An 18,388-nucleotide genomic window follows, 5' to 3' on the forward strand; every position below is an offset into this window, starting at 1 on the left:
CTCGCTCCCACAGGGTTTGCGGTGGGTCAGGGGAGAACAGGCATGCATAAACCCTGCGCGGTAATCCCCGTTTATAACCATGAAACCGCGGTGGGCACCGTGGTCGACGCCCTCCTCGGCCAGGGCCTGCCGTGCATTCTGGTCGACGACGCCAGCGCACCTTCCTGCGCGCGCGTGCTTGATGGCCTGGCCCAGCGTGACGACGTGTTTCTGGTGCGTCTGACCGCCAATCAAGGCAAGGGCGGCGCGGTGATGACCGGGTTGCGCGAAGCTTCGCGGCTGGGCTTCAGCCATGTCCTGCAGGTCGACGCCGACGGTCAGCACGATTTGCAGGATGTCGCCCGGTTCGTCGCCGAATCCCGTGCGCATCCCGAGGCGATGATCTGCGGTTATCCGCTGTTCGATGAAAGCGTGCCCAAGGGCCGTTTGTATGCGCGTTACCTGACGCATGTGATGGTGTGGATCAACACGCTGTCGCTGCAGATCCGCGATTCGATGTGCGGCTTTCGCGTGTATCCGCTGGCGCCGACGCTGGCGGTGATCGACTCGGCGAAAGTCGGCAAGCGCATGGATTTCGATTCCGACATCCTTGTGCGTCTGGCGTGGCGCAATCAGCCGATGCGCTGGCTGCAAACCAGCGTGCATTACCCGCTGGACGGGGTGTCGCACTTTCGCCTGTTCCATGACAACGCGCTGATTTCCAGCATGCACACGCGGCTGTTCTTCGGCATGTTGCTGCGCTTGCCGGTGATCCTCTGGCGCCGGTGCAAACCATGAGCGAAGAAGCCGACAACAAGCACTGGGCCGACCGCGAAGAGCGCGGCAGCTTCCTGCTGATGAAATTCACCGCGGTGGCCGCCAAGGTCCTTGGCCGTCGCCTGCTCAGCCCGTTGCTGTATGGCATCGTGCTGTATTTTTTCCTGTTCGGCCGCATCGCCCGGCGCAGCGCCTGGCAGTACCAGCAGCGCTTGGCCGAATGGAGCCAGCGCGACGATCTGCGCCCGAGCCACTGGCGCGTCTTCAGCCAGTTCATGACGTTTGCCGATTCGCTGCTCGACAAGCTCGACGTGTGGAACGGCAAGCTGCGCATCGAGCAGATCGAAATCATCGACCCGGCGTTGTTGCGCAAACAGTTGCGCGGCAGTCGTGGTCAGCTGCTGGTCGGCGCGCACCTGGGCAACCTCGAGGTCTGCCGCGCGCTGGCCGAGATCGGCGAAAAGGTCACCATGAACGTGCTGGTGCACACCAAGCACGCCGAGCAGTTCAACCGTTTGCTCGGCGAGGCCGGGGCGACCAATCTGCGACTGATCCAGGTCAGCGAACTCGACCCGTTGATCATGCTGCAACTGCACGAACGGCTGGAGCGCGGCGAGTGGCTGGCGATTGCCGGCGACCGCGTGCCGCTGCATGGCGGGCGCAGCGTCACCGTCGACTTTCTCGGCCACCCGGCGCCATTCCCGCAAGGGCCGTGGTTGCTGGCCGGCCTGTTGAAGTGCCCGGTCAATCTTTTGATGTGCCTGAAACAACCCGACGGCCACTATCGCCTGACCCTCGAACCGTTCGCCGACGCCGTGGTGTGGACGCGCCGCGAACGCGAGCAGGTCATTCATCAGTGGGCCAGTCTTTATGCGCAGCGCCTGAGTCACTATTGCCTCGAAGCGCCGCAGCAATGGTTCAATTTCTACCCTTTCTGGAAAACCGATGACCACGCCAATTCCTGAGCCGGTAACCTTCGGCGAACGCCCCTTGCGCATCGAAGACGTGCTGGCCCTGGCCAACCGTCAGGTGCCCGTGCAGTTGCAGAACGATGCCGATTACCGCGAGCGCATCGCCAAAGGCGCGCGGTTTCTCGATTCGCTGCTGGACAAGGAAGGCGTCATCTACGGCGTGACCACCGGTTATGGCGATTCCTGCGTAGTAGCGGTGCCGTTGCATCACGTCGAAGCGTTGCCGCGTCACCTCTACACCTTCCACGGCTGCGGCCTGGGCAAACTGCTCGACGCGCAAGCCACCCGCGCGGTGCTGGCGGCGCGTTTGCAGTCGCTGTGCCACGGCGTTTCGGGGGTACGGGTCGAGTTGCTCGAGCGTCTGCAAGCGTTCCTCGAACACGACATTCTGCCGCTGATTCCTGAAGAGGGTTCGGTCGGCGCCAGCGGTGATCTGACGCCGTTGTCGTACGTCGCCGCAACGCTGTCCGGGGAGCGTGAAGTGCTGCTGCGTGGCGAGCGCCGTCAGGCCGCCGATGTGCACCGCGAACTCGGCTGGACACCTTTGGTGCTGCGCCCGAAAGAAGCGCTGGCGCTGATGAACGGCACTGCGGTGATGACCGGCCTCGCCTGCCTCGCCTTCGCCCGCGCCGACTATCTGCTGCAACTGGCCGCGCGCATCACCGCGCTCAACGTGGTGGCGCTGCAAGGCAATCCCGAGCATTTCGATGAGCGGCTGTTCGCGGCCAAACCACATCCGGGGCAAATGCAGGTGGCCGCGTGGTTGCGCAAGGATCTGGCGATCGACGCACCGACCCCGCCGCTGCATCGCCTGCAGGACCGCTACTCGCTGCGCTGCGCCCCGCACGTGCTCGGCGTGCTGGCCGACAGCCTGAACTGGCTGCGTTCGTTCATCGAAACCGAATTGAACAGCGCCAACGACAACCCGATCATCGACGCCGAAGCCGAGCGCGTGCTGCACGGCGGGCACTTCTACGGCGGGCACATCGCCTTCGCCATGGACAGCCTGAAGAATCTGGTGGCGAACGTCGCCGATCTGCTTGATCGACAGTTGGCGTTGCTGGTCGACGAGCGTTACAACCATGGCTTGCCGAGCAACCTTTCCGGCGCTCCAGCGGATCGGGCGATGATCAATCACGGTTTCAAAGCGGTGCAGATCGGCACCAGCGCATGGACCGCCGAAGCGCTGAAAAACACCATGCCGGCCAGCGTGTTCTCGCGCTCCACCGAGTGCCACAACCAGGACAAGGTGAGCATGGGCACCATCGCCGCCCGCGATGCGATCCGCGTGCTGGAGCTGACCGAACAGGTCGCCGCCGCCACCTTGCTCGCCGCCAACCAGGGCGTGTGGTTGCGCGCACAAGCTGACGATGCGCGGCCGCTGCCGCCAGCGCTGGCCGCCATGCATGAAGAGCTGAGCAAAGACTTCCCGCCGGTCATCGAAGACCGCGCGCTGGAAGGCGAACTTCGCCTGTGTCTGCAACGCATTGCCGCGCAACACTGGAGGCTGCATGCGTAGCGCCGGAGTGCTGCACGCCGACACGGAAATCCTCGTGCCGTTCTTTGACGTCGACACCATGCATGTGGTCTGGCACGGGCATTACGTCAAATACCTGGAAGTGGCGCGCTGTGCGCTGCTGGACAAGATCGGCCACAACTACGCGGCCATGGTCGAGTCCGGTTACGCCTGGCCGGTGATCGACCTGCAACTGCGCTACGTGCGTGGCGCGGTGTTCGGCCAGCGCCTGAACGTGCGCGCCAGCCTGGTCGAGTGGGAGAACCGTCTGAAGATCCACTACCTGATCACCGACCTGCAAACCGGTGAGCGCCTGACCCGCGCCAGCTCGGTGCAAGTCGCCGTCGAAGTCAGCCGCCGCGAGATGCAACTGGTGTCGCCGAAAGTCTTTACCGACGCCGTAGAAAGGATGCTGCGATGAACGTTCTGGTTAAAAGCCTCAGCGCGTTGGCGCTGCTGCTCATCTCGTCACTGGCCCAGGCCTTCGACCTGCAACAACTGAGCGCACAACTGGCGAAGCCGGAAGTCATCCACGGCCAGTTCGTTCAGGAAAAACACCTGCGCGCCCTGCCCCAGCCGCTGATCAGCAAGGGCAGCTTCGTTCTGGCAAAAAATCACGGTTTGCTGTGGCTGTTGAAGACCCCGTTGCAGCAGGACTACCGCATCAGCGCCAAAGGCATCGCCCGGCGTGACGGCGCGGGCTGGCAATTGTTGCCGAACAAGAGCGCCGGTGCCGAGCAGAACCGTTTGTTCCTTGCCGTGTTGCAAGGTGACAGCAGCGGCCTGCAACGGGATTTCGAGCTGGCCCTGAGCGGCGATGCGCAGCGCTGGCAACTGACCCTGACCCCGCGTTCGCTGCTGCTCCAGCAAGTATTCAAGCAGATCAACATCGACGGCGGCGCGCTGGTGCAGACCATCGAACTGCTGGAAACCCAAGGCGACAGCACGGTGCTGCGCATGCAGGACAGCACGGCCGACCAGCCATTGAGCGACGCGGAGCAACATGACTTTGCCGAGTGAACGCAGGCTGCCGTGGCTGTTCCTGATCCTGCTGCTGGCGGTCGTTGCGCTGGCCGGCTGGCAGTGGCGCGCCGGTCCGCCATTGTCGGCGAACCTCATGGAACTGGTGCCCGGCACTCAGCCTGACGCCCTCGAACAGCGCGCCGAACAGCGCATGCAGGAACCGCTCAACCGCGAGATGCTGGTGCTGGTCGGCCACGCCGATCGCCAGCAAGCGGTGGCCATGGCGCAGACGCTCGGCGAGCAATGGCAGGCCAGCGGCCTGTTCGAGACCGTGCAGTGGAACCTGCAAGCCGATCTGCCGGCCCTGCGCGCGCAACTGCTGCAAGGGCGGCTGGCGATGCTCTCGGCCGATGATCGGCAATTGCTGATCGAACATCCCGACGCGTTTATCCAGCAACGGGTTCAAGCGCTGTTCGACCCGTTCAGCGGTTTCAGTCTGGTGTCGAGTCAAGAGGACTGGCTGGGCCTGACCGGGCGCATCCAGAACAGCCAGCCGCAACACGGCGCGGTGCAACTGGACATCGGCAGCGGCGCGTTGATCGCCGACGCCGACGGCAAGAGCTGGGTACTGCTGCGGGCGCGTACCCGCGGCAACGCCTTCGACATGAACCTGCCGCTGCAAGTCGCCGATCTGCTCGCGCAGAGTCGCGCCCAAGCGACGAAGTCCGACGTGAAACTGTTGGCCGCCAGCGGCTTGCTGTATGCCGCCAACGGCCAACAACAGGCGACCCGGGAAATGACCTGGGTTGGCGGCGGTGCCACGGTTGGCATCCTGTTGCTGCTGTTGCTCGCGTTCCGCCGCTGGCGGGTGTTGCTGGCGTTCGTCCCGGTGCTGGTCGGCATGCTCTTCGGCGCGGTTGCGTGTGTCGCGCTGTTCGGCCACATGCACGTGATGACCCTGGTGCTCGGCTCCAGCCTGATCGGCGTGGCGGTGGATTATCCGTTGCACTACCTGTCCAAGAGCTGGAGCCTGAAGCCGTGGCGCAGTTGGCCGGCGCTACGTTTGACGCTTTCCGGGCTGACCTTGAGCCTGGTGACCAGTGCCATCGGCTATCTGGCGCTGGCGTGGACACCGTTCCCGGCGCTGACGCAGATTGCCGTGTTCTCCGCGGCCGGATTGTTCGGCGCCTATTTATCCGCCGTGTGCCTGCTGCCGGCATTGCTGAACAACCTCGAACTGCGCCCGGCGCAATGGCCGCTGCAACTGGCCGAACGCTTGGTCACGCTGCGCGAAAGACTGCTCGAACGCGTCCGTACGCCGGTGCTGCTGGCGCTGCTGATTGCCTTCTGCGCCGGCGGTCTGATGCAGCTGCAAAGCAAGAACGACATCCGCCAGTGGGTCGGCGCACCGCAACAGCTGACCGATGAAGCCCAGACCATTGCGCGCATCACCGGTTATCAGCCGACCAGCCAGTTTTTCCTCGTTCGCGCTGCCAATCAGGAGCAGTTGCTCGAACGTCAGGCGGCGCTCAGCGAGCGTCTGCAGCAACTGGTCAATCTCGACAAGCTGCAAGGCTATCTGGCGCTCGATCAACTGGTCAGCCCCCCAACTCAGCAAGAGCGGGTGCGCGCCGCGCTGAATCAACTGCCGCAGCACTGGCAGCCACTGCTCGACCTCGGCGTGCCGCTCGCGGCGTTGCAAGCCGAGCTGCAGCAGTTGCAGACCGTGCCTGCCGAGGACATCGATGCCGCACTGGCCGGCCCGCTCGGCGAGCCGTACCGCACGCTGTGGCTCGGCCCGACCGACGATGGCGTCGCGGCGATCACCAGCCTGCAAGGCCTGAACAACCCGGCACTGTTGCGGGTGCAGGCGCTGGATTTGCCGGGCGTGCGACTGGTCGACCGTCTCGGCGAATTGAATGAAGTCTTCGCCGCCACGCAAATCAGCGCCGCCGAACTCAAGCTCGCCTCCTGCGTGCTGATCGTGCTGGTGCTGATGCTGCCGTTCGGCCTCGGTGGCGCGCTGCGCATCGTCGCCCTGCCACTGCTGGCGGCGCTGTGCAGCCTGGCCAGCCTCGGCTGGCTCGGTCAGCCGCTGACGCTGTTCAGTCTGTTCGGCCTGCTGCTGGTGACGGCGATCAGCGTCGACTACGCGATTCTCATGCGTGAACAGGTCGGCGGCGCGGCAGTGAGCCTGCTTGGCACCTTGCTGGCAGCGGTGACGACCTGGCTGTCGTTCGGTCTGCTGGCGGTGTCCAGCACCCCGGCGGTGAGTAACTTCGGTCTGTCGGTGAGCCTCGGTCTGGCGTTCAGCTTCATGCTGGCGCCGTGGGCCGGACGCCATGCGCACAGCGACACTGCCACGGAGCCGCACGCATGATGATCGCGGTTTTCTGGCTGTTAGCGCTGGCCTTGTTCGCCGTGGCGACTCGCGTAGGCCGCCACTTCGGCCTGATCCCGATTGTCAGTCAGTTGCTGCTGGCCAGTTTCGGCCTGCCGTTGTTGATGTACTTTTGGGTCGAGCCGAGTTGGCAGCTCAGCGGCGCGCAACTGATCGCACCAGACTGGTTGAAGAGCCTGTACAGCTTGAGTTTTGCCTTGCTGCTAGGACACATTCTCAGCGATGTCATCGATCTGAAACTGGATCGGCAAAGCCTGAAGATCGCCGTACCGAGTTTCGCTGTGCCTTTTGCTGCGGGTCTGGCGGCGGCTTGTTGGCTGTTGCCGGCACAAGCGTGGCTGAGCTCGCTGGCAATCGGGCTGGTGTTCGCGATTACCGCGATCCCGGTGCTGTATCTGTATCTGCGCCATATCGATTACCCGCCCGCCGCGACGCGCCGCCTGGTACAGACCGCCATCCTCATCGACCTGACCTGCTGGACGCTCTTCGGCCTCGCTCAGGGCAGTCTGCACCTGAGCAGTCTGCTGCTGCCGCTGGCCCTGGCTGGCGTGCCGTTGCTGCTGCGCCTGTTCGGTGTACGTCGACCGCTGACGTTCAGCCTCGGCTTCTTTGCGCTGCTGGTGATGGCCGAGCACTACAAACTCAACGCGCTGATTCTCGGCATCGGTTACCTGCTGTGCATGGCCGCATTGAAAGTGCCGTTGGTATTGCCATTGCCCGCGCTGTGGATGAACCGTTTGCAGACGTTGCTGGCGATTCCGTTGATCCTGACCTTCGGCATCGTCCAGATCGATGTGCACAGCGCGTTCGCCAGCCTCGACGCGTTGCAATGGGCGGCGCTGCTGCTGTTGCCGATTGCCAGTAAACTGCTTGGCAACTGGCTCGGCCTGGGCTGGGCCGGAGCTTCGTTCGCAGGCGCCAGCCGCTGGCGCGAAAGCGTGCTGCTGAACATTCGCGGCCTGAGCGAAATCGTTTTTCTCAATCTGCTGTTGCAGCAACAATTGATCAGCCCGGCGCTGTACTTTGCGTTGATGCTGATGGGCCTGATCGCAACGCTGTTGCCGGCGCTGATCGGTCTGCACCGCGCACCACTGACTATCAACTCTCATTTGCCCCGGAGTTCCCGTGCCAATCGCTGAACTGCAATCGCGTCAGGTAGTGATCATCGGTGCCGGCCCGTCCGGTGCCATCGCCGCCGCCCTGCTAAAGCGCAAGGGCCACGATGTGCTGGTGATCGAACGCCAGCATTTCCCACGATTTTCCATTGGTGAAAGCCTGCTTAGCCATTGTCTGGATTTCGTCGAAGAGGCCGGCATGCTCGACGCGGTGAATGCCGCCGGTTTCCAGCGCAAGACCGGCGCCGCCTTCGCCTGGGGCGAGCGCTACAGCGCCTTCGATTTCAGCGACACCTTCACCGATGGCAAGCCGACCACCTTTCAGGTGCAGCGCGCCGATTTCGACAAACTGCTGGCCGATCAAGCGGCGCTGCAAGGTGCGGAAATCCGCTACGGCGATGCCATCGTCAGCGTCGATTTCGAGCGAACCCGACCACAGCTTGATGTACGTCGCGAGGACGGCAGCGAGTACCGCGTCGAAGCCGATTTCGTGCTGGATGCCAGCGGCTACGGCCGGGTGTTGTCGCGCTTGCTGGATCTCGAGGCACCGTCGAATTTCCCTGTGCGTCAGGCAGTGTTCACGCATGTCGAAGATCACATCGACAACCCAGCCTTCGACCGCGAGAAAATTCTCGTCACCACCCACCCTGAACACCGCGACGTGTGGTTCTGGACGATTCCGTTCAGCAATGGCCGTTGCTCGGTGGGCGTGGTGGCGGCAGCTGCACACTTCGAAGGTCGCGACGCTGATCTGGACGACTGCCTGCGCGGCTTCATCAGTGAAACGCCGAGCCTGGCCCGCGTACTGAACAATGCCGTGTGGGATACCCCGGCACGAACCCTCGGCGGTTATGCGGCGAATGTGAAAACCCTGCACGGGCCGGGTTTTGCCTTGCTCGGCAATGCCGCGGAATTTCTCGACCCGGTGTTTTCCTCCGGCGTGACCATCGCCATGCGCTCGGCGAGCATGGCCGCTGCGGTGCTGCACCGTCAGTTGCAGGGTGAAGCGGTCGATTGGCAAAGCGAGTTTGCCGAGCCGCTCAAGCGCGGCGTCGACACCTTCCGCTGCTACGTTGAGGGCTGGTACGCCGGCACCTTTCAGGACGTGATCTTTTATGAAAATGGTCAAGCGGATATCCGCCGGATGATCTGCTCGATTCTTGCCGGTTACGCCTGGGACGAACGCAACCCGTTCGTCAGCGAAGCGCGCAGACGCCTGAACATGATTTCCGAACTCTGTGCAAAGGACGCCACATGAACCACTTGAGCGACAGCTACGTCGAGGAAACCCGCTTCGGTTTCTGGTTCCTGCGCAGCCACACCTGGCAGCACCATGTACTGCGCGTGGCGATCAATGATCTGCGGGGTTTGTTCTCCGAGGCGCTGCCGCAAAAACCGGTGCTGCTCGACGCCGGATGCGGCCAGGGCAAGTCGTTCGCTCATCTGCGCCAGACCTTCGCCCCGCAGCGCCTGATCGGTATCGACGCCGATCGACACAGCCTCGAACTGAGTGCTGCTGAAGCGGCACGTCTGGAGCTGGACGTCGAGTTGATCGGCAGCGACTGTGCGAAGCTCAATGTGCCGGACGCCAGTGTCGACCTGCTGTTCTGCCACCAGACGTTCCATCACCTGGTCGAGCAGGAAAAAGCCCTCGCCGAGTTTTATCGCGTACTGAAACCGGGCGGCTATCTGCTGTTCGCCGAGTCCACCGAGGCTTACATCGATACCTGGGTGATCCGCTGGCTGTTCCGTCATCCGATGCACGTGCAAAAAAGCGCAGCGCAGTATCTGCAGATGATTCGCGAGCAGGGCTTTGAGTTCGCCGAGCGCAATGTGTCTTACCCGTACCTGTGGTGGAGCCGGTCGAAGGATTTCGGTTTGCTGGAGCGCTTGGGGTTGCGCAAGCCGAAGCCGTTTGGGCAACGGGAAGAGACCTTGGTCAATGTTGTGGCGCGCAAGCCATTGGCAGGGACTTCCTGATGCACTCTCTATCCTGTAGGAGTGAGCCTGCTCGCGATAGCGCCGGGTCAGCCAACCTGTGTGTTGAATATTTGATCGCTATCGCGAGCAGGCTCACTCCTACAGTGACCGCAGCGCTGCGACTGTTGGTGATCGGCGTGATGCTGTTGTTGAGTGCCTGCGCCAGTCAGGCGCCGCTGCCCGCGGCCAACCCGACTTTGCCCCTGCCGCTGCAACTGCACATCGAACGCCAGCAGGCCGGGCAGCGTCAGGACTGGCTGTTGGTGATCCAGCGCGAAGGCCCGGGCATCCGCTGGTCGATGATGGATCCGCTGGGCATCCCGCAAGCCCGTCAGCAATTGATCAACGGCCAGTGGCAGGCCGATGGTCTGCTGCCGCCGAACCCCGAGGCGCGGGAATTGTTTGCCGCGCTGCTGTTCGCCCTGACCCCGTCCGGCGAACTGCTGCGCAACTACCCCGCCGCGCAGCAACAGGACGAGCAACGCTCCCTGCCAGCGCGCTGGACCATTGATTATGCACAACCGTTGAGCTTCGAATTGAATCTGCCGCAAGGCCCGCATTATCGCATTTCCCCGCTCGGTGATCCCACGCCATGACCGCTTATCTGAATGCCCTCGGTGTGATCTGCGCGCTGGGCCGTGACAAACATGAAGTCGCGCGCAAGCTGTTTGCCGGCGATTGCTCGGGCCTGCGCCGTGAATCGGCCTGGGTGCCGCAGCGCGCGCTGCCGGTGGCCGCCGTGCCCGGTGAGCTGGCGCCGATCCCGGCGGAACTGGCCGAGCACAGCACGCGCAACAATCAATTGCTGCTCGAAGCCGCGCTGCAGATCCGCGACGACATCGAGCAAGCGATCCAGACTTACGGCCACGAGCGCATCGGCGTGGTGCTCGGCACCAGCACCTCGGGCATCGACGAGGCCAGCCGGGGTCTGGCGCACTACATCCGTGAGCAGCATTTCCCGGCCGAATACGATTATCGGCAACAGGAACTCGGTGCCCCGGCGAATTTTCTCGCCGAGTGGCTGCAACTCAGCGGCCCGGCGTATGTGATTTCCACTGCGTGTACTTCCAGCGCCCGGGCGTTGATGAGCGCTCAGCGCCTGCTCGATCTGGGCCTGTGCGACGCCGTGCTGTGCGGCGGTGTCGACAGCCTGTGCAAACTGACCCTGAACGGTTTTTCCTCACTGGAAGCGATGTCGGACGAGCGTTGCAATCCGTTCTCGGCCAACCGCAATGGCATCAATATCGGTGAAGCGGCGGTGCTGTTCGTGATGAGCAGACAGCCAGGCGCAGGCCCGGCTATCGCGCTGCTCGGTGCTGGCGCCAGTTCCGATGCGCACCATATTTCCGCCCCGGAACCGAGCGGTCGCGGCGCCCTGCAAGCTATGCAGAAAGCCCTGAGCCGCGCGCAGCTGCAAGCAGCGCAAATCAACTATCTCAACCTGCACGGCACGGCGACCCAGCACAACGACGCCATGGAAAGTATGGCGGTCGCGGCGCTGTTTGCCGAAGGCGTCGCCTGCTCCTCGACCAAGCCGCTGACCGGCCACACCCTCGGCGCTGCCGGCGCGCTGGAAGCGGCGTTTTGCTGGCTGAGCCTGAGCGTCGACAACCACAAGCACGCCTTGCCCCCGCACGTCTGGGACGGCGCGGCCGATCCTGCTCTGCCTGCGCTGAACTGGGTGACCGCGAGCACACGCCTGTCGTCCATTGCACCGCGCTACCTGATGAGCAATTCGTTTGCCTTCGGCGGCAACAACGTCAGCCTGATTATCGGAGACGCCCCATGACCCCCTGGCCGCTCGCCGAACTGTTGCCGCATGCCGGCGACATGATTCTGATCGACGCGATCGAGCGTTTCGACGATGAGCAGATTTTCACCCGCCTCACGGTCCAGCCGGACGGCCTGTTCAGCCTCGCCGACGGCAGCCTGCCGGCATGGGTCGGTATCGAGCTGATGGCGCAAAGCGTCGCCGCGTTCGCCGGCTGTCACGCGCGGCAGAAAGGCAATCCGGTCGAGCTGGGTTTCCTGCTCGGCACGCGCAAGTTCGAGTGCAACGTCGAAGCTTTTCCCGCCGGCAGTCAACTGACCGTCCACGGCCTGCGCTCGCTGGAAGACGACAACGGCATGGGCGTGTTCGAATGCCATATCCACGGCGACGGCATCCACGCCAGTGCGCGGCTGAATGTGTTTCGTCCGCCGCAGGCCACTCAATATCTGCAACAAACCAAGGAGTCGAACGATGACTGAATCGGTACTGGTCACCGGCTCCAGCCGTGGCATCGGCCGCGCCATTGCCCTGCGCCTGGCGCAAGCCGGGCACGATATCGTCCTGCATTGCCGTAGCGGCCTGGCGCAAGCGCAAGCCGTTCAGACTGAAATCCAGGCGCTGGGGCGCAATGCACGCATCCTGCAATTCGACGTGGCCGAGCGCGAAACCTGCAAAGCCATTCTTGAAGCCGACGTCGAAACCCATGGCGCCTATTACGGCGTGGTGCTCAATGCCGGTCTGACCCGTGACGGCGCCTTCCCCGCGCTGAGCGATGACGATTGGGACATGGTCCTGCGCACCAACCTGGATGGTTTCTACAACGTCCTGCACCCGGTGATGATGCCGATGATTCGCCGCCGCGCCGCTGGGCGGATTGTTTGCATCACTTCGGTTTCCGGGCTGATCGGCAACCGTGGCCAGGTCAATTACAGCGCCTCCAAGGCGGGCGTGATCGGCGCGGCAAAGGCATTGGCGATCGAGCTGGGCAAGCGCAAAATCACCGTTAACTGCGTCGCCCCGGGCCTGATCGACACGGCGATGCTCGATGAAAACGTGCCGGTGGAAGAGCTAATGAAAATGATCCCCGCGCAACGCATGGGCACCCCGGAAGAGGTGGCCGCTGCGGTGAATTTCCTGATGTCGGCGGAAGCCTCGTACATCACCCGTCAGGTTTTGGCGGTCAACGGAGGCTTGTGCTGATGAAGCGCGTCGTCGTCACCGGCATGGCCGGCATCACCTCGCTGGGCAGCGACTGGGACACCATCGCCGGCCACTTCGCCGCCAACCGCAGCGGCATCCGTCGCATGCACGAGTGGGACCGCTTCAGCGAACTGAACACGCGCCTGGCCGGCCCCATCGACGACTTCGTAGTGCCCGCGCACTGGACGCGCAAGCAACTGCGCAGCATGGGCCGGGTGTCGCGGCTGGCGGTCGGTGCCTCGGAAAGAGCGCTGGCCGATGCCGGGCTGCTCGGCAACGAATCGATCAAGGACGGCCGCATGGGCGTCGCGTGCGGCTCGTCCACCGGCAGCACCGATGAGATCAAGGCGTTCGGCAACATGTTGCTCAACTCGGTAGCCGAGGGGCTCAACGCCAACTCCTACGTGCGGATGATGCCGCACACCACGGCGGCCAACATCAGCATCTTCTTCGGCCTCACCGGTCGCTTGATCCCGACCTCCAGCGCCTGCACCAGCGGGAGCCAAGGCATCGGCTACGCCTATGAAGCGATCAAGTTCGGTCGCCTGCCGCTGATGCTCGCCGGCGGCGCCGAAGAGCTGTGCCCGACTGAAGCCATGGTCTTCGATGCGCTCTACGCCACCAGCCTGAAAAACGATGCGCCGCAGACCAGCCCGCGCCCATACGACAAGGGCCGCGACGGTCTGGTAATCGGTGAGGGTGGCGGCATGCTGGTTCTTGAAGAACTGGATCACGCCCTCGCCCGTGGCGCGCGCATACACGCCGAGATCGTCGGTTTCGGCAGCAATGCCGACGGCCAGCACACCACGCGCCCGGAGCAAGTGACCATGCGCCGCGCGATGGAGCTGGCACTGGAAGACGCCGGTTTGACGCCGGATGCGATCGGTTATGTAAATGGTCACGGCACCGCTACAGAACAGGGCGACATTGCCGAAACACTGGCAACCAGCAGTTTGTTCGGCGAACGCATGCCGATCAGCTCGCAGAAAAGTTTTCTCGGCCACACCCTTGGCGCCTGTGGCGCGCTGGAGTCGTGGTTCAGCATCGAAATGCTCAACCGCGACCTGTACGTGCACACGTTCAACCTCGACGAGGTCGACCCGCACTGCGGCAAGCTCGATTACCTGCGCGGCGAATTCCGCCAGATGCATCACGACTACGTGATGAACAACAATTTCGCTTTTGGTGGCGTCAACACCTCGTTGATTTTCCGCCGCTGGCACTGACCGCAAGACGTTTGGAGTGAAGGGAATGACTCAGTTTCACCGCATCGCCGCTTTGTTGGCACTGATCCTGGTGCTCGGCGGGTGCACCAGCAAACCGGTGTACAACGCCAAGGAAGAGTTCTCGCCGAACCTGGGCTTCACCCAGCAACAGATGAGCCGCGCGATCGTCACCGCGCTCAACGATCGGCAATGGGTGGTGCAATCGGTGCGCCCGGGCATGATCAAAGCAGCGATCACCGTGCGTGGTCGCCATCACGCCGAAGTCGACATTCCGTTCAGCCCGACCTCGTTCGAGATCGACTACCGCAGCAGCTACGGCCTCAATGCCAAGGACGGGAAGATCCACGGTAACTACAACCGCTGGGTCAACCGCCTGCGCGACAACGTGCTGAAAGAACTGTCGATCAACCCGGACATCGAAGCCGTCAACAACCTCGGCATCATCAAGCAAGGCGCCGACGAACCGACCTACCTGAGCTTTCGCGAAGGCGTCAAACGCGCCACCGACGCCGGCCTGCTCGATGGCAGCGTGAAGTTCTATCTGGCCGGCGAAACCCTACCCAAGCAAGTGCGCAAACTCGACACCGTGAGCAGCAGCCGCAAGACCAACGGCTCGAACAAATCCGACGAAGACGCCTGCTTCTGGGCTCTGCAATCCGCCCTCGCGACCCTGCAGAACGCCGCGAAAAACGCCGACGCCAACGCCGTGATCAACATCGCCAGCGTCGACCAGCGCGACCTGTACAAAGACACCGAAAAATTCCAGTGCCGTGCCGGGACACTGGTGTCGAGCGTAGCGTTGCGCGGGGATCTGGCGCACGTGGATTGAGTGGATTGTAGAAACGACAAAGGGCGCCTTTCGGCGCCCTTTCACAAACAGGTTGGCTTGTCATCGCCGCTTACCTGTCTGGCTCCGCGATGGCTGGTATCCAGGATCCTCAGAGTCTCACAAGCCCCTTGCGGGAACGGCCTCAGTATTGCTCGAATCGCCGCTCCCGGGCAACGGCTGGCGTTTGGCCTTGCAGTGCCACTCTCAAAGCCACTACAGCCCAAGCGCCCGTCTGACCGCAGCTTTAACCGCGCAGAACTCTTCTGTTGCAAGTTGTGAAATGAGGTAGACACGTTTTCCTGTCCGGTCTTTGCTTTTGATCCGGTCCAGCCGGGAGAGGCTAACGGTAGCGACCATATCGCATTTTGCCCAACATCTCGGACGAGCGCCTTGTAGATGGCTGGGGAGTTCGAAATGGTGATCAAGTAAACAATCCGGCGCAGTTGTACTGAGTGGCACGACCGTCACCAGCATACTGTTTGTCCGGTGTTTGCGTATCACAACTACAGGTCGGACCTTGATCATCTCAGGCACTTCATAACCTCTGAAATCGCAAATCAGAACGCTGCCCTCCTTGGGCTGGTATCGAAGCGGCATCCATCGCACTCTCTGAAAAGAAACGATTTTGCGCAGGAAAACAAATACTCACTAAAACACTTCGTAACCGCAAATGTAGGTAAAACGCCTCATAGGCCTGATCGCTTCTAAACAGCATCTACACTCGCTCATACAGGCCTCGACTCAAGCCTGCCGGGACAGAAGGCTTCGTCAAGCACTCGCCGCTCCCTTTCACCGTCAAGGAGATGACCATGCAAGCGAAAGCCCTGCTCGCCGCTGCGCTTTTCACGCTGCTGCCTGGAGCCAGCCACGCGACCAACCTGATGTACATGCCCTTCGAAACCGTGCTGTCGGATGCAATTCGCGCCGGGCGGCTGGATGGCAGTGTGAAGTTCTACCTGATCGGCAACGGGCCGAAGGGCACTCAGCAGTTGTTGCGGCGCGGCGTGGTCAGTGATCTGAAGACCAATGGTTTCAACAAGAGCGATCACCATTCCTGCGAGTGGGTGTTGCAGTCGAACCTGATCAAGTTACAGGCCGATGCCAAGCGGGTCGGGGCGAATGCGGTGGTCAATATCGTCAGTTACTACGACCAGCGTGTGCGCAAAGATTTGAATACCTACGAGTGTCGGGCGGGGATTTTTGTGACGCGGGTGGCGCTGAAGGGGGATTTGGTGCGGTTGCCTTAGTCAGCGCTCTGATGTCTTTGGCGCTGCTTCTGGCCTCTTCGCGAGCAGACTCGCTCCCACCTTGGAATGCGTTCCCCTGTGGGAGCGAGCCTGCTCGCGAAAAGGCCAGAAGCCTTCACGTAGAGTCGACTTTGCGCGTGAGCAAATCTACGAACGCCTTGGCCATCGGCGATTTCTGATCCTTGCGCTGCACCAGCCACACCGCAGACACCGCTTGCGGATCGAGCAACGGTCGGTAGACCACGCCGTCGATGCGCATCCGCTGATAGGACGCCGGCAGCACCGAAACCCCCAACCCCGCTGCGACCAGACCGATGATGGTCATCGCCTCCCCCGCCTCTTGGGCGAAGTGCGGGCTGAACCCGGCGTCTCGAGCCAGGCTCAATAGCTGTGCGTACAAGCCGCTGCCATAACTGCGCGGAAAGAACACGAACGGTTCCAGCGCCAGTGCCGAGAGAAACAGCCCTTGCTCGGAGCCCTGCGCCAATGGATGCGTGGAGCTGAGCACCGCGACCAACGGCTCGCGCATCAATTCAACCACGCTCAACGAATCCGGCAACCCCAGCGGACGCATGATGCCGACCTCGATCGACTCGTCGACCAATGCGTCGGCGACCATGGTGCTGCTCATCTCGCGCAGGTTCAGATGCACCGCCGGGAAACGCTGGCGAAAGGCAAAGATCGCCTGCGGAATCGTCGAGTTGAACGGCGCCGACGAGGTGAAACCGATCTTCAATTCGCCCAGTTCACCCAATTGCGCGCGGCGCGCGACATCGGCGGCCTTATCGACCTGCGCCAGCGCCAACCGCGCCTCCTGTAGAAACAGCCGCCCGGCTTCGCTGAGTTCGACCCGACGATTGGTCCGCTCAAACAGGCGCGCGCCCACCTCTTGCTCCAGCGCCTGAATCTGCTGGCTCAGGGGCGGCTGGGAAATGCCGAGCACCTGTGCCGCACGGCCGAAATGCAGTTCTTCGGCGACGGCGATGAAGTAGCGTAGATGGCGCAGTTCCATGGATTTCTCATCAGGTCGTTAAAGCTATCAAACAGGTCGAACAATATATTGGATAGAAACATTAGCCAGCTATATGATTTTTTCATTGCCTGCCTGGCTGTGCTCCCCCGAGGTCTGAAGTGAAAACTGCCGTTGCGCCATTAGCCCATGAAGTCCCGCCTGCTGCAGCGGACGATGCCATCGCCGAGCTGCAGGACATTTTTATCGAAAAAGGCACAGCGGCGTTCATGCGCACGGTGTTGGCGCTGTTCTGCGGTGGTTTCGCAACGTTCGCCTTGCTCTATTGCGTGCAGCCGATGATGCCGCTGCTGTCCCATGAATACGGGATCAACGCGGCGCAGAGCAGCCTGATCCTTTCGGTGGCTACCGGCATGCTCGCCTTCGGTCTGCTGATCACCGGGCCGATTTCCGATCGGGTCGGGCGCAAACCAGTGATGGTCGCCGCCTTGTTCGCCGCTGCGCTGTGCACCATGGCCAGCGCGATGATGCCGAGCTGGCACGGCGTTCTGATCATGCGCGCCCTGATCGGCCTGTCACTCAGTGGCCTGGCGGCAGTGGCGATGACTTACTTGAGTGAAGAGATTCATCCGCAACACATCGGTCTGGCGATGGGCTTGTACATCGCCGGCAACGCGATTGGCGGAATGAGCGGACGCTTGATTACCGGGGTGCTGATCGACTTCGTCAGCTGGCACACGGCGATGCTGGTGATCGGCGGTCTGGCGCTGATTGCGGCGGCAGTGTTCTGGAAGATCCTTCCCGAGTCGCGCAACTTCCGCTCACGCTCACTGCACCCGCGCAGCCTGCTCGATGGTTTCACCATGCACTTTCGCGACGCCGGGCTGCCGCTGCTGTTTCTTGAAGCGTTCGTACTGATGGGCGCATTCGTCACGCTGTTCAACTACATCGGCTATCGCCTGCTGGCGGCGCCGTACCACCTCGATCAGGTGTACGTCGGTTTGCTCTCGGTGGTGTATCTGTCAGGAATCTACAGCTCGGCGAAGATCGGTTCACTGGCGGACAAACTGGGGCGGCGCAAAGTGCTCTGGGCAACAATTGCGCTGATGTTCGTCGGCCTCGCGCTGACGATGTTCGCACCGCTGCTGTTGATCATCGTCGGCATGCTGATCTTCACCTTCGGCTTCTTCGGCGCGCACTCGGTAGCCAGCAGCTGGATCGGCCGCCGCGCGACCAAGGCCAAGGGCCAGGCATCGTCGTTGTACCTGTTCAGCTATTACGCCGGGTCGAGCATTGCCGGCACGGCGGGCGGGGTGTTCTGGCATTTGGGCGGGTGGAGCGGAATCGGGTTGTTTATTGGAGTGCTATTGCTGATTGCGCTTGGGGTGGCGTTGAAGCTGGCGAAGTTGCCGCCGCTGGGCGGTGTCAAAGCCTGATACAAAA

Annotated in this window: 19 protein-coding genes; 17 read left to right on the forward strand and 2 right to left on the reverse strand. The window is 62.5% G+C overall.

All coding sequences use genetic code 11. The features are described from left to right. The first annotated feature begins 42 nt into the window (after positions 1-42). The 15 genes from BLU24_RS26380 (at position 43) to BLU24_RS26450 (ending at position 14,728) form a co-directional block, all read left to right on the forward strand. Positions 43-777: a glycosyltransferase family 2 protein gene (locus tag BLU24_RS26380; RefSeq protein WP_093105667.1), complete on the forward strand. Its 735-nt coding sequence runs from the start codon at positions 43-45 to the stop codon at positions 775-777. After that, entirely contained in the window at positions 774-1,721 is a 948-nt protein-coding gene (locus BLU24_RS26385) for an LpxL/LpxP family acyltransferase (protein WP_093105672.1), read from the forward strand. The genes BLU24_RS26380 and BLU24_RS26385 overlap by 4 nt, the downstream gene beginning before the upstream one ends. Continuing rightward, positions 1,702-3,246, forward strand: coding sequence for an HAL/PAL/TAL family ammonia-lyase (locus BLU24_RS26390; RefSeq protein ID WP_093105675.1), 1,545 nt, complete (start codon positions 1,702-1,704; stop codon positions 3,244-3,246). The genes BLU24_RS26385 and BLU24_RS26390 overlap by 20 nt, the downstream gene beginning before the upstream one ends. Further along, a complete protein-coding gene (locus BLU24_RS26395; protein WP_093105679.1) occupies positions 3,239-3,664 on the forward strand; it encodes an acyl-CoA thioesterase in 426 nt (141 codons plus the stop codon). The genes BLU24_RS26390 and BLU24_RS26395 overlap by 8 nt, the downstream gene beginning before the upstream one ends. Beyond that, positions 3,661-4,263: an outer membrane lipoprotein carrier protein LolA gene (locus tag BLU24_RS26400; protein WP_093105684.1), complete on the forward strand. Its 603-nt coding sequence runs from the start codon at positions 3,661-3,663 to the stop codon at positions 4,261-4,263. Before BLU24_RS26395 ends, BLU24_RS26400 begins: the two co-directional genes overlap by 4 nt. Then, positions 4,247-6,586, forward strand: coding sequence for an MMPL family transporter (locus BLU24_RS26405; RefSeq protein ID WP_093105688.1), 2,340 nt, complete (start codon positions 4,247-4,249; stop codon positions 6,584-6,586). The genes BLU24_RS26400 and BLU24_RS26405 overlap by 17 nt, the downstream gene beginning before the upstream one ends. Further along, positions 6,583-7,746 carry a sodium:proton antiporter gene (locus BLU24_RS26410; protein ID WP_093105692.1) on the forward strand — a complete coding sequence of 388 codons (1,164 nt, stop codon included), beginning with the start codon at positions 6,583-6,585 and terminating at the stop codon, positions 7,744-7,746. The genes BLU24_RS26405 and BLU24_RS26410 overlap by 4 nt, the downstream gene beginning before the upstream one ends. Then, the gene (locus BLU24_RS26415) at positions 7,733-8,980 is read left to right on the forward strand and encodes an NAD(P)/FAD-dependent oxidoreductase (RefSeq protein ID WP_093105697.1); all 1,248 of its coding nucleotides are present in this window, start codon (positions 7,733-7,735) and stop codon (positions 8,978-8,980) included. Before BLU24_RS26410 ends, BLU24_RS26415 begins: the two co-directional genes overlap by 14 nt. Further along, positions 8,977-9,702 carry a class I SAM-dependent methyltransferase gene (locus BLU24_RS26420; protein WP_093105702.1) on the forward strand — a complete coding sequence of 242 codons (726 nt, stop codon included), beginning with the start codon at positions 8,977-8,979 and terminating at the stop codon, positions 9,700-9,702. Before BLU24_RS26415 ends, BLU24_RS26420 begins: the two co-directional genes overlap by 4 nt. Positions 9,703-9,842: 140 nt before the next feature. Next, positions 9,843-10,298, forward strand: coding sequence for a hypothetical protein (locus tag BLU24_RS26425; protein ID WP_093106977.1), 456 nt, complete (start codon positions 9,843-9,845; stop codon positions 10,296-10,298). Then, complete coding sequence (locus BLU24_RS26430; RefSeq protein WP_093105707.1) at positions 10,295-11,491, forward strand: beta-ketoacyl-[acyl-carrier-protein] synthase family protein; 1,197 nt, start codon at positions 10,295-10,297, stop codon at positions 11,489-11,491. The genes BLU24_RS26425 and BLU24_RS26430 overlap by 4 nt, the downstream gene beginning before the upstream one ends. After that, the gene (locus tag BLU24_RS26435; RefSeq protein ID WP_090280456.1) at positions 11,488-11,952 is read left to right on the forward strand and encodes a hotdog family protein; all 465 of its coding nucleotides are present in this window, start codon (positions 11,488-11,490) and stop codon (positions 11,950-11,952) included. Before BLU24_RS26430 ends, BLU24_RS26435 begins: the two co-directional genes overlap by 4 nt. Next, positions 11,945-12,673 carry a 3-oxoacyl-ACP reductase FabG gene (fabG, locus tag BLU24_RS26440; RefSeq protein WP_093105711.1) on the forward strand — a complete coding sequence of 243 codons (729 nt, stop codon included), beginning with the start codon at positions 11,945-11,947 and terminating at the stop codon, positions 12,671-12,673. Before BLU24_RS26435 ends, fabG begins: the two co-directional genes overlap by 8 nt. Beyond that, positions 12,673-13,899 (forward strand): beta-ketoacyl-ACP synthase, encoded by a 1,227-nt coding sequence (locus BLU24_RS26445; protein ID WP_093105715.1) that lies wholly within the window; start codon positions 12,673-12,675, stop codon positions 13,897-13,899. Before fabG ends, BLU24_RS26445 begins: the two co-directional genes overlap by 1 nt. Before the next feature lie 25 nt (positions 13,900-13,924). Further along, positions 13,925-14,728 carry a hypothetical protein gene (locus tag BLU24_RS26450; protein WP_093105720.1) on the forward strand — a complete coding sequence of 268 codons (804 nt, stop codon included), beginning with the start codon at positions 13,925-13,927 and terminating at the stop codon, positions 14,726-14,728. Positions 14,729-14,941: 213 nt separating this feature from the next. On the opposite strand, the gene BLU24_RS26455 is transcribed toward BLU24_RS26450, so the two are convergent. Then, positions 14,942-15,325: a type II toxin-antitoxin system PemK/MazF family toxin gene (locus BLU24_RS26455; RefSeq protein WP_093105725.1), complete on the reverse strand. Its 384-nt coding sequence runs from the start codon at positions 15,323-15,325 to the stop codon at positions 14,942-14,944. Between the two features lie 212 nt (positions 15,326-15,537). Between BLU24_RS26455 and BLU24_RS26460 the strand changes: the two genes are divergently transcribed. Further along, positions 15,538-15,975, forward strand: a complete 438-nt coding sequence (locus BLU24_RS26460) for an excinuclease (protein ID WP_093105729.1) — start codon at positions 15,538-15,540, stop codon at positions 15,973-15,975. A gap of 115 nt (positions 15,976-16,090) precedes the next feature. On the opposite strand, the gene BLU24_RS26465 is transcribed toward BLU24_RS26460, so the two are convergent. Then, on the reverse strand, positions 16,091-16,987 hold the full coding sequence (locus BLU24_RS26465) for a LysR family transcriptional regulator (RefSeq protein WP_093105734.1): 897 nt from the start codon (positions 16,985-16,987) through the stop codon (positions 16,091-16,093). Positions 16,988-17,106: 119 nt separating this feature from the next. On the opposite strand from BLU24_RS26465, the gene BLU24_RS26470 reads away from it, so the two are divergent. After that, positions 17,107-18,381, forward strand: coding sequence for an MFS transporter (locus BLU24_RS26470; protein ID WP_093105739.1), 1,275 nt, complete (start codon positions 17,107-17,109; stop codon positions 18,379-18,381). Positions 18,382-18,388: the final 7 nt, after the last annotated feature.

It is taken from the genome of Pseudomonas sp. Z003-0.4C(8344-21) (assembly GCF_900104975.1).
Taxonomy (GTDB): Bacteria; Pseudomonadota; Gammaproteobacteria; order Pseudomonadales; family Pseudomonadaceae; genus Aquipseudomonas; species Aquipseudomonas granadensis.